Source organism: Pedococcus sp. 2YAF34 (assembly GCF_052114585.1).
GTDB lineage: Bacteria > Actinomycetota > Actinomycetes > Actinomycetales > Dermatophilaceae > Pedococcus.
The window spans coordinates 1-10,384 of record NZ_JBFRFA010000058.1; the positions used below are offsets into that span (position 1 = coordinate 1).

The window sequence follows — 10,384 nt, forward strand, 5'->3', positions numbered from 1 at the left end:
GGCGGCGGCCGCGCGACGGGCGGCCGCGGCCTTGGCGGCCTTGGCCCGCGCGACGAGCACCGCCTGCAGGCGGGCCTGTTCCTTCTGCGCGCCGGCGAGCCGGGTCTTCTCCCTGGCCTTCTGCGCCTCCAGGGCGCGCGACTGGGCAGCCTGCTGCCGGGCGAGCGCCTCGAGCTTCGCCTTCGCCGCAGCGGCGTCGGCGCGCGCCGCGGTCGCCTTGGCCAGGGCCACCTCTGCCTGCTTCTTGGCCGCGGCCACCTGTGCCTGGAGGGCCTTGATGTGGGCCTCCTGAGCAGTGGCGGCCGCCCGTGCGGTGGCCAGCTTGGCGAGGGACTGGTTCTGGACGTCCATCACGGTGTCGCTGATGGCGACGCGGCTGGCGAAGTCCTCGGGCGTCGTCGCGCTGAGGGCCACGGAAAGCTGGCCCATGCCCTGGTCCTGGTAGAGCTGGGCGGCGAAGCGGGCCACCCGGGTGCGGCTGGCGGCGAGGTCACGGCGCGTCGTCGCGAGGGCGTCGACGGCTCGGTCCTCGTTGGCCTGGGCGACCTCGAGCGCGACGGTCATCTCGTCGTTGTGCGCGTCGGCCTTGGCCTGCGCCGCGGTGGCCTTGTCGAGCACCGCCTGTGCGGCGGGCAGCGCGAGCTGGGTGCGTCGGAGGGCGAAGTAGGCGTCCTGGAGGCTGGCCGAGGTGCCCTCGAGCTGCTCCTTGAGCTTGGCGACCTCCTTGTCGACCTGCTTCTTCGCCGTGCCGGGGTCCTTCGCCGCCGGGACCGCTGCGGGGCGACCCGCGGTCTGCAACACCGGCGCCGCGGCCAACGACGGGGTGGCCAGGCCGACCGAATAGGCGACGGCGACACCGAGGGCGGTGAGCCGCAGCGAGTGGGACGCGCGGCGTCGCGGCGAAATGGCGCTCATAGGCCTCATTGGTAACACAAGCCTCAGGGGTTTCGGGGGACGACGCACCTGTGAAATGCCGGACGACTGCTGGTCAGACGCGCAGGTAGCGCCGCAGGGTGGCCCAGCTGGTCAGGACGGCGACCACGAGCATGAGGGCGGCGAGCCAGGGCGCGAGCACCCATACCGCTCCCTCGCCGATCAGCGGCGCGGCGGGGAGCACCCGCGCTACGCGGGGCAACAGGTAGGCGGTCGCGCCCCACAGCCCCCCGACGGCCAGTCCCACGCCGAGCAGGGCGGCGAGCACCGTCTCAAGGACGAACGGCAGCCGGATGGTGAGGTTGGAGGCGCCGACGAGCTTCATGATGCCGGTCTCGCGGCGCCGGCTGAACGCGGCCTGGCGGATCGTCGTCGCCATGAGCAGCACCGAGCACACCACCATCAGCCCGGCGAGGACGAGGGAGCCGACGGTGACGACGTTCATCACCTTGAACAGCTTGTCGAGCGTCTTCTTCTGGTCCTGGACGCTCGCCACCCCCGGCGCACCCTCGACCGCGCTCGCCACCACCGCGAACTTCGTCGGGTCGGCCAGCTGCACGCGGTAGTTCTGCGGGATGTCCCCCACCTGGAGGTAGTCCGAGATCGGGGAGTTCTTGTACTGCTCCTTGAACCGGTCGAACGCCTGCTGCTCGGACTCGTAGTAGACGTTCTTGACCAGCGGCTTCATCTCCCCGAGCTGGGCCTTGATGGAGTCGCGCTGCTCAGGGGTGACCGTGCCCTTGGCGCAGGACTTCTCCGGGGAGTTCGGGCCGCACATGAAGACCGTCACCTGAACGCGGTCGTACCAGAACCCCTTGAGGGTGTCGACCTGCTGCTGGACGAGCAGCCCGATGCCCAGCAGGAAGACCGAGACCATCGTCACGAGCATGACGGAGACGGCGATCGAGAGGTTTCGGCGCAGGCCGATCCAGATCTCGCTGAGCATGAACTGCAGTCGCATGGGGTGGTGTCTCCAGAAGTCCGTGGCGCGCGGTCAGCGACCGCTGCCGTAGACGCCCTTGTTCTCGTCGCGGATGAGGTGGCCGTTCTTGAGCTCGACGACGCGCTTGCGCAGCTGGTCGACGATGTCGTCGTCGTGGGTGGCCATGACGATCGTGGTGCCGGTGCGGTTGATGCGGTCGAGCAGCCGCACGATGTCGAGGCTGGTCGTCGGGTCGAGGTTTCCGGTCGGCTCGTCGCACAGCAGGATCGGCGGCTTGTTGACGAAGGCCCGCGCGATCGCGACGCGCTGCTGCTCACCACCGGAGAGCTCGTGCGGCAGGCGCTTCTCCTTGCCGTCGAGGCCGACCATCTCCAGGGTCTCGGGGACGACCTGGCGGATGACGTGGCCGGAGCGGCCGAGGACCTGCAGGGCGAAGGCGACGTTCTGGTAGACGGTCTTGTTGGGCAGCAGCCGGAAGTCCTGGAACACGGTGCCGATCTCGCGGCGCAGGCGCGGCACCTTGCGCGACGGCAGGCGGCCGACGTCCTGCCCGGCGACGAGCACGCTGCCCTTGGAGGCGCCCTCCTCCTTGAGGACCAGGCGCAGCAGCGTGGACTTGCCCGAGCCGGAGGACCCCACGACGAAGACGAACTCGCCCCGCTCGACGTCGAGGTCGATGTCGCTCAGCGCGGGTCGCGTGGACCGGGGGTAGACCTTGCTGACGTTCTCGAAACGGATCATGCGAGGGTGCAGAGCCTTACCGGGGGGCGGATGGGACCGCGTACGCGTCGCCCGGGGGCGGCACGCACGACCACCCGAGAATAGGTCGCCGTGTCCGGTATGCCGTGCAGCCTCGGCTGCTCGGCGTTGCGCGGCCCCTCGACCGGTCAGGCCTCGGCGCCCGTGGTCGGCCTTCCGCGGGCGCCTCCGGGCCTCGCTCGTCCCTCGCTCGGGTCCTCGGCGCCCTGTCAGGCCTCGGCAGCCTTCTGCTGCTCCTTGCGCCAGCGGACGCCCGCCTCGATGAAGCCGTCGATGTCGCCGTCGAACACGGCCGAGGGGTTGCCCACCTCGAACTCCGTCCGCAGGTCCTTGACCATCTGGTAGGGCTGCAGCACGTAGGAGCGCATCTGGTCGCCCCAGCTGGCCTTGACGTCGCCGGCCATCTCCTTCTTGGCGGCGGCCTCCTCGGCCTGGCGCTGCAGGAGCAGGCGGGACTGCAGCACGCGCAGTGCGGCCGCGCGGTTCTGGATCTGCGACTTCTCGTTCTGCATCGACACCACGATCCCCGTGGGGATGTGGGTCATGCGGACGGCCGAGTCGGTGGTGTTGACGCTCTGCCCACCGGGGCCGCTGGAGCGGAAGACGTCGACCTTGATCTCGTTCTCGGGGATCTCGACGTGGTCGGTCTGCTCGATGAGCGGGATCACCTCGACCGCGGCGAAGCTCGTCTGGCGCCGACCCTGGTTGTCGAAGGGGCTGATGCGCACCAGACGGTGGGTGCCGGCCTCGACGGAGAGGTTGCCGAACGCGTAGGGCACGTTGATCTCGAACGTGGCCGACTTCAGCCCGGCCTCCTCGGCGTACGACGTGTCCATGACCTGGGCGGGGTAGCCGTGCCGCTCTGCCCAGCGCAGGTACATGCGCATGAGCATCTCCGCGAAGTCGGCGGCGTCGACGCCTCCTGCCCCTGCACGGATGGTGATGACCGCGGCGCGCTCGTCGTACTCCCCCGACAGCAGCGTCCGGACCTCGAGCTCGCCGACGGCCTTCTGCAGCGAGGCCAGCTCGCGCTCGGCCTCGGCCATGGTGTCGGCGTCGCCGCCGTCCTCGGTGCCCATCTCGACGAGCACCTCGAGGTCGTCGATGCGGGAGTCCATGCCGGTCACGCGCTCGTACTCGGCGTTGGCGCGGCTGAGCGCGGAGGTCACCTGCTGCGCGGCGTCCGGGTCGTCCCAGAGGTCAGGGGCGGAGGCCTTGGCCTCGAGCTCGCCGATCTGCACCTTGAGGGCGGCCAGGTCGGTCACCTCACGCACGGAGTCCATGGTGGTGCGGAGGTTCTTGATCTCTTGCTGGAAGTCGACGGCCACGAGGACCAACTCTATGGCATCGGGTGCACGGCCCCGACCGGTCGCGGTCCCTGCTCCAACCACGACACCGCATCGGCCACGAGCTCCTCGGGCGAGCGCGTCAGGTCGAGCACGACCCCCGACTCATCCGGCTGGAGCGGCTCGAGCGTCTCGAGCTGCGACCCCAGCAGGCTCGCCGGCATGTAGTGGCCGCGCCGGGCTGCCAGGCGTTCCTGCACGACCCCTACCGGGCCGTCGAGGTGGATGAACGACAGGGTCGGCGGCCCGGTGCGGAGCACGTCGCGGTAGGCGCGGCGCAGCGCCGAGCAGGCGATGACCGTCGAGTGGCCGAGGGCGTCCTCGGCAGCCATCCACTGCGCCAGCGAGTCGAGCCACGGCCACCGGTCGGCGTCCGCGAGGGGATGTCCCGCGCTCATCTTCGCCACGTTCGAGGCGGAGTGAAAGCTGTCTGCCTCGGCGAACCGCATGCCCGTGACCCGGGCGATGCCCTGCGCCACCGTGGTCTTCCCGCACCCCGAGACCCCCATCACCACGACGTGCCTGATGGTCGCGCCTGTCGCGGCAGAGGCGTCCCCCGTCGTCTCAACAGTCGCCTCACCAGTCATGGACCGTGCCGTCCTTCAACCGGTTGAAGGGCAGGTAGGCAGGCTGGTAGGGGAAGCGGTCAGCGGCCGCTTGGTCGAGGGTGACGCCCAGCCCGGGCTCGTTGCCGGGGTGCAGGTAGCCGTCCTCGAAGGTGAAGCTCTGCCGGAAGACCTCGTCGGTGAGGGCGCCGTGGCGCATGTACTCCTGGATCCCGAAGTTGTGGATCGCCAGGTCCAGGTGGAGCGCCGCTGCCATGCCCACGGGAGAGATGTCCGTCGGCCCGTGGATGCCGGACTTGATCTGGTACTGCGCAGCGAAGTCGAGCAGCTTCCTCATCGCCGTGATGCCGCCGGTGTGCGTGACGGCGGAACGCACGTAGTCGATCAGCTGCTCGCGGATCAGGGTCTGGTAGTCCCAGACGGTGTTGAACACCTCCCCGATCGCCAGGGGCGTCGTGGTGTGGGCGCGCACCAGCCGCAGCGCCTCCTGGTTCTCGGCCGGCGTGCAGTCCTCGAGCCAGAACAGGTCGTAGGGCTCCAGGTCCTTGCCCAGCCGGGCAGCCTGGATGGGTGTCATCCGGTGGTGCCCGTCGTGCAGCAGCGGGAGCTCGGGACCGAACTCTCCCCGCACCGCCTCGAACACCGAGGGCAGGTGCCGCAGGTAGGCGCGGGTGTCCCAGTCCTCCTCGGCCGGCAGCGGCGTGCGCTGGGCCGGCTCGTAGTCGTAGCGCTTTCCCTCGCTGCTCGGCTGCGCGGCGACGCCATACACCGCATTGATGCCCGGCACGGAGGTCTGGACGCGGATGGAGCGGTACCCCGCCTCGAGGTGCTGCCGGATGGAGTCGAACAGCTCGGCCGTGTCCCGGCCCGACGCGTGGCCGTAGGCCATGATGCCGGTGCGGGACGCCCCGCCCAGCAGCTGGTAGAGCGGCATGCCGGCTGCTTGGGCCTTGAGGTCCCAGAGCGCCACGTCCACCGCGGCGATCGCCGCCATCGTCACCGGTCCCCGCCGCCAGTACCCCGACCGGTACAGGAACTGCCAGGTGTCCTCGATGGCGTGGGCGTCACGGCCCACGAGCAGCGGCGCCACGTGGTCCCGGAGGTACGACGCGACGGCCAGCTCGCGTCCGTTGAGGGTCCCGTCCCCCAGGCCGACCAGGCCGTCCTCGGTGGTGACGCGCAGGGTCACGAAGTTGCGGTCGGGGCTGCAGACGACGACGTCGACGGTCGCGATCTTCATGGATGAACCTCTCAGGTGGTCAGCGGTGGGCGGTACCGGCAGCGACACCGGCAAGCTGGTCGAGCTCGTGGCGGCGGGGCAGACCCTCCCAGTCACCGTGGGTGCTCACGGCGACGGCGCCGACGGCGTTGGCGCGGGCCAGGGCGTCCGCGTCGTCGATGCCGTCCAGCAGCCCTGACAGCAGGCCCGCACAGAAGGCGTCGCCTGCACCCACGACGTCCACGGCGGTGACCGCAAGGGCGTCCATGTCGGTGCGGCCCCGGGGGCCCCAGAGGCTGCTGCCGGCGCTCCCCCGCTTCACGGCGACGCGGGTCACCCCCTCGGACAGCAGCTGCCCCACGGACGTCTCCTCGTCCCCAGAGGCGACGAGGCCGAGCTCGTCCTCGGAGGCGATGAGCAGGTCCGTGAGCCGGACGAGGGGGCGCAGTCCCGCCCTGGCACCGTCGGCGGTCCAGAGGCGCGACCTGTGGTTGACGTCGAGGGACACCAGCACGCCGGCGGCCCGGGCCAGCTCGGCGGCGTGCAGCACGGCCGCTGCCGCCGGGCCCTCGAGGGCTGCCGTGATGCCGGTCAGGTGCAGGACCCTGGGGAGGGGGTCGAGGGCCTGCTCGACATCGGCCGCGTCGAGCCGGGACCCGGCCGACCCCGCGCGGCGGTACTCGACCCGGACGACGTCCGCGGTCCGGCTCTCGACGAACATCAACCCGGTGGGTGCGTCCGGGTCACGCCGCGCGGCCCGGGTGTCCACCCCTTCGGCCGCGAGCTCGCGCAGGACGAGGTCCCCGAAGGCGTCCTGCCCGACCCTGCCCGCCCACGCGACCCGGTGGCCCAGGCGAGCGAGGCCGATGGCCACGTTGGACTCGGCGCCGGCCAGCCTGGCCACGAGCGGCACGCCCAGCGCCAGGGGCCCGGGCCAGCGGAAGGTCACCATCGACTCACCCAAGGTGACCACGTCCGGTCGAGCGGTCACGAGGCGGTTCCCGCCAGCTCTACGTACGAGCGCGCCCGCTCGCGCAGCGCAGCGAGGTCGCCGCCGGATGCGGCGTCGCCGACGAGCGGCCCGCCGACCCCGACCGCGACGGCACCCGCGGAGAGGTACAGGGGTGCCGCGTCGACGTCCACCCCTCCGACGGCCATGAACGGGATGTCGGGGAACGGGTCGCGCAGGGCCCTGAGGTAGCTCGGTCCGCCCAGCGACGCCGGGAACAGCTTCACGACCGCCGCGCCGGCCACGTGGGCCTCGTGGGCCTCGGTCGCAGTGAATGCGCCGGCGGCGCAGGGCACCCCACGCTCGGCAGCCGCTGCCACCGAGGGGGCGACGGCCGGCGTCACGACGAAGTCGGCCCCGGCCGCCACCGCGGCGTCGACGTCCGCGGCCGTGAGGACGGTTCCCGCCCCCAGCCGCACGTCGGGACCGACGACGGCGCGCACCCGCCTGATGACCTCGAGCGCTGAGGGCGTCGTCAGGGCGACCTCCACGAAGCGCACGCCCTCCTCGAGCAGGGCGACCGCGGCGTCCTCGGCCGCCCCGGGGTGCTTCCCCCGGATGATGGCCATCACCCTGGCGGCCGACAGCTCGTCGACGAAGGTCGTGGACGAGAAGGCCTTGGTGCCATCGGTGCCCATGCTCACCACTCCGCGAACGAGCCGTCGGAGTGGCGCCACACCGGTCCGCGCCACGCATGGCCACGCTTGTCAGCGGCGCGCACCACGGCCTCGTCCACCTCGATACCGAGTCCTGCGCCGGTCAGCCGCTCGATGTGGCCGTCGACGAAGGCGAGCGGCGCGGGGTCGACGACGTAGTCCAGCACCTCGGCACCGGCGTTGTAGTGGATCCCGATGCTCTGCTCCTGGATGAGGAAGTTGGCGGTGGCGAAGCCCACCTGGAGGCAGGCGGCCAGCGCGAGGGGCCCCAAAGGGCAGTGCGGCGCGAGCTGGACGTCGAACGTCTCCGCCAGGGCGGCGATCTTGCGGACCTCGGTGATGCCACCGGCGTGCGACAGGTCGGGCTGGGCGACGGCGATGCCCGCCTGCAGGACCGGCAGGAACTCCTGCCGGGAGTACAGCCGCTCCCCCGTCGACACCGGTGTCGTCGTGCTCCTGACGAAGTCGCCGATGAGGTGCGAGTTCTCGGGCACCACCGGCTCCTCCAGGAAGAACGGACGGTAGGGCTCGAGGAGGGGAGCGACGCGGCGGGCGTTCGCCAAGGTGAAGCGCCCGTGGAAGTCGACCGCCACGTCGCGGCTGTCGCCGAGGACCTCTCGAGCGGCGGCGACCCGGGCCACGACGCCGTCGAGCTCGGCCACCGACGCGACAGGGCTCATCCGGCCGCTGGCGTTCATCTTCACGGCGGTGAGACCGGCCTGCACCTGCTCGGCGATGTGGTCTGCCACCTCGGCCGGCTCGTCCCCGCCGACCCAGCCGTACACCCGGATGCGGTCGCGCACGGCCCCACCGAGCAGCTGGTGCACGGGGGTGTCGTAGCGCTTGCCCTTGAGGTCCCAGAGCGCCTGGTCGAGCCCGCTCACGGCGCTGGCCAGGATCGGCCCGCCCCGGTAGAACGAGCCCTTGGTCATGACCTGCCAGTGGTCCTCGATCCGTTCGGGGTCCTGGCCGATGAGCACCTCCGCGAGCTGGTCCACGGCGGTGCGCACCGTCTCGGACCGCCCTTCGCAGGTCGCCTCGCCCCAGCCGACCAGGCCGGCGGACGTCTCCAGGCGCACGAACAGCCACCGCGGGGCCACCATGAAGGTCTCGACGCGTTCGATGGTCTCCATGCCTCAGCCCTTCGTGGCGCCGGCCGTGAGGCCGGAGACGATGTACTTCTGCGTGAACAGGGCGATGACCATGATCGGCAGCGTCACCACGGTCGCCGCGGCCATGAGACCGCCCCAGTCGATGCTGGCGTAGCCGACGAAGTTGAAGATCGCCACGGGCAGCGTCTTGGTGTGGGCGTCGGAGAGCACCAGCGCGAACATGAAGTTGTTCCAGGAGAAGATGAAGGCCAGGATCCCAGCCGTCGCGATGCCCGGGACCGACAGCGGCAGCGTGATCAGCCGGAAGGCGCCGATGGGTGTCAGGCCGTCGACCATCGCCGACTCCTCGAGCTCCAGCGGCAGGCCGTCGAAGTAGCCCATCATGATGTAGACGACGAGGGGCAGGGCCACGAACATGTGGCTGAGGATGAGGACGGTGTAGCCGCCGACCATCCGGAGGTTGGAGAACACGTAGTACCAGGGCACGAGGAGCGAGACGCCCGGGATGACGCGCGCCATCAGGACCACGAGGGCGGACCGGTTCATGGTGAAGCGGCTCATGGCATAGGCAGCCGGCACGCCGAGCAGCAGGGAGAGCGTGGTGGAGGCGAACGCCACCCAGAAGCTGTTGAGGATGAAGCGGCCGTAGTTGGCCTGCGCCAGCACCTTCGTGTAGTTGTCGAGGGTGGGCGAGAAGAAGACCGCCTTGCTGCTGTCGTAGATGTCGACGTTGCTCTTGAACGAGGCCAGCAGCATCCACACCAGCGGCGCGAGCAGCACGACGACGACCACCACGAGAGCGGCCACGCGGAAGGTGGTGAACGAGCTCCGGCGACGGCTCATGAGAGCTCCTCCCTGCGGCGGGCGGTGAGGGCCCACATGGAGCCGATGATGATGAGGAAGAACAGGATGAGGACGGCAGAGGCGACGCCGTACTCGTTGTAGTCGAAGCTGAGGCCGTAGGCGTAGACGTTGAGCGTCTCCACCTCGTGGAAGGACCCGCCTCCCTTGCCCTTGGTGGCGTAGAGGATGTCGAACGTCTTGATCGCGTCGATCCCGCGCAGCAGGATCGCGACGACCACCGTCGGCATGAGCATCGGCAGGGTGATGAACCGGAACCGCTGCCAGCCGGTCGTGCCGTCGACCAGTGCCGCCTCGTGGGGCTCCTCGGGCAGCGCGGTGAGGCCGGCCAGGAGGATGAGCACCACCATGGGGGTCCACTGCCACACGTCGATGAAGGCCGTGGTCACCAGCGCCGACCCCTCCCCTGCCAGCCAGGGCTGTGGCGGGATCCCCACCCAGCCGAGCACCTGGTTGGCGAAACCGATGTTGGGGTCGAGGATCAGCCGCCACATCATGCCGACGGCGACGGGGGTGGCAACCAGCGGGAGCAGGATCGCGACCCGCACCCACTTCTCGCCCCGGAACGGCCGCCACAGCAGGAGCGCGATGCACATCCCCAGGACGACCTCGAAGAACAGTGCGATCCCGGTGAACTCGACGGTCCGCAGCACGGCGGGCCAGAAGCGGGAGGTGTCCGCGAGGACGTCGAGGTAGTTGGCCGCCCCGGTGAGCTCCTTCTCCGCCCGGACCGAGCCCTCGGCGTCAGTGAGGCTGAGGTAGACCGTCCAGGCCACCGGGAAGACGATCAGGACCGCGACGAAGGCCATCGCCGGTCCGGCGAAGAGCCACTTGCGGTGGTCGTTGGCCCAGCGGGCCCATGCGGGTGTGGACACCGAGGTGCGGAGGGCGGGTGCAGACGTGGCCATGGGGCGCTCCTGGACGTGCGGACGGGGTGTGCCTGGTGGTCGGGCCGCGTGGTCGGGACCGCAGTCCCGACC

10 protein-coding genes and 1 pseudogene are annotated in these 10,384 nt (G+C 70.7%); all 11 read right to left on the reverse strand.

The genetic code is table 11. The annotated features are described in order from the left end of the window. Window positions 1-915, reverse strand: a pseudogene (locus tag AB4Z02_RS18385) (hypothetical protein); the annotation flags it as partial. 73 nt (window positions 916-988) lie between these two features. Beyond that, window positions 989-1,894 carry a permease-like cell division protein FtsX gene (ftsX, locus tag AB4Z02_RS18390; protein ID WP_441972786.1) on the reverse strand — a complete coding sequence of 302 codons (906 nt, stop codon included), beginning with the start codon at window positions 1,892-1,894 and terminating at the stop codon, window positions 989-991. A gap of 33 nt (window positions 1,895-1,927) precedes the next feature. Continuing rightward, entirely contained in the window at window positions 1,928-2,617 is a 690-nt protein-coding gene (gene ftsE / locus AB4Z02_RS18395; RefSeq protein WP_056882673.1) for a cell division ATP-binding protein FtsE, read from the reverse strand. Between the two features lie 227 nt (window positions 2,618-2,844). Further along, window positions 2,845-3,963: a peptide chain release factor 2 gene (gene prfB, locus AB4Z02_RS18400; RefSeq protein ID WP_056882767.1), complete on the reverse strand. Its 1,119-nt coding sequence runs from the start codon at window positions 3,961-3,963 to the stop codon at window positions 2,845-2,847. A gap of 11 nt (window positions 3,964-3,974) precedes the next feature. Continuing rightward, on the reverse strand, window positions 3,975-4,568 hold the full coding sequence (locus AB4Z02_RS18405; RefSeq protein WP_082590095.1) for a gluconokinase: 594 nt from the start codon (window positions 4,566-4,568) through the stop codon (window positions 3,975-3,977). Then, window positions 4,558-5,787, reverse strand: a complete 1,230-nt coding sequence (manD, locus tag AB4Z02_RS18410; RefSeq protein WP_441972789.1) for a D-mannonate dehydratase ManD — start codon at window positions 5,785-5,787, stop codon at window positions 4,558-4,560. The genes AB4Z02_RS18405 and manD overlap by 11 nt, the downstream gene beginning before the upstream one ends. A gap of 19 nt (window positions 5,788-5,806) precedes the next feature. Further along, complete coding sequence (locus AB4Z02_RS18415; RefSeq protein WP_441972790.1) at window positions 5,807-6,757, reverse strand: sugar kinase; 951 nt, start codon at window positions 6,755-6,757, stop codon at window positions 5,807-5,809. Beyond that, window positions 6,754-7,413, reverse strand: coding sequence for a bifunctional 4-hydroxy-2-oxoglutarate aldolase/2-dehydro-3-deoxy-phosphogluconate aldolase (locus AB4Z02_RS18420; RefSeq protein ID WP_056882670.1), 660 nt, complete (start codon window positions 7,411-7,413; stop codon window positions 6,754-6,756). Before AB4Z02_RS18420 ends, AB4Z02_RS18415 begins: the two co-directional genes overlap by 4 nt. A gap of 2 nt (window positions 7,414-7,415) precedes the next feature. After that, window positions 7,416-8,564, reverse strand: coding sequence for a galactonate dehydratase (gene dgoD, locus AB4Z02_RS18425; RefSeq protein ID WP_441972792.1), 1,149 nt, complete (start codon window positions 8,562-8,564; stop codon window positions 7,416-7,418). A gap of 3 nt (window positions 8,565-8,567) precedes the next feature. Next, complete coding sequence (locus AB4Z02_RS18430) at window positions 8,568-9,386, reverse strand: carbohydrate ABC transporter permease (protein WP_056882668.1); 819 nt, start codon at window positions 9,384-9,386, stop codon at window positions 8,568-8,570. Continuing rightward, entirely contained in the window at window positions 9,383-10,312 is a 930-nt protein-coding gene (locus AB4Z02_RS18435) for a carbohydrate ABC transporter permease (RefSeq protein ID WP_056882667.1), read from the reverse strand. The genes AB4Z02_RS18430 and AB4Z02_RS18435 overlap by 4 nt, the downstream gene beginning before the upstream one ends. Window positions 10,313-10,384 lie beyond the last annotated feature (72 nt).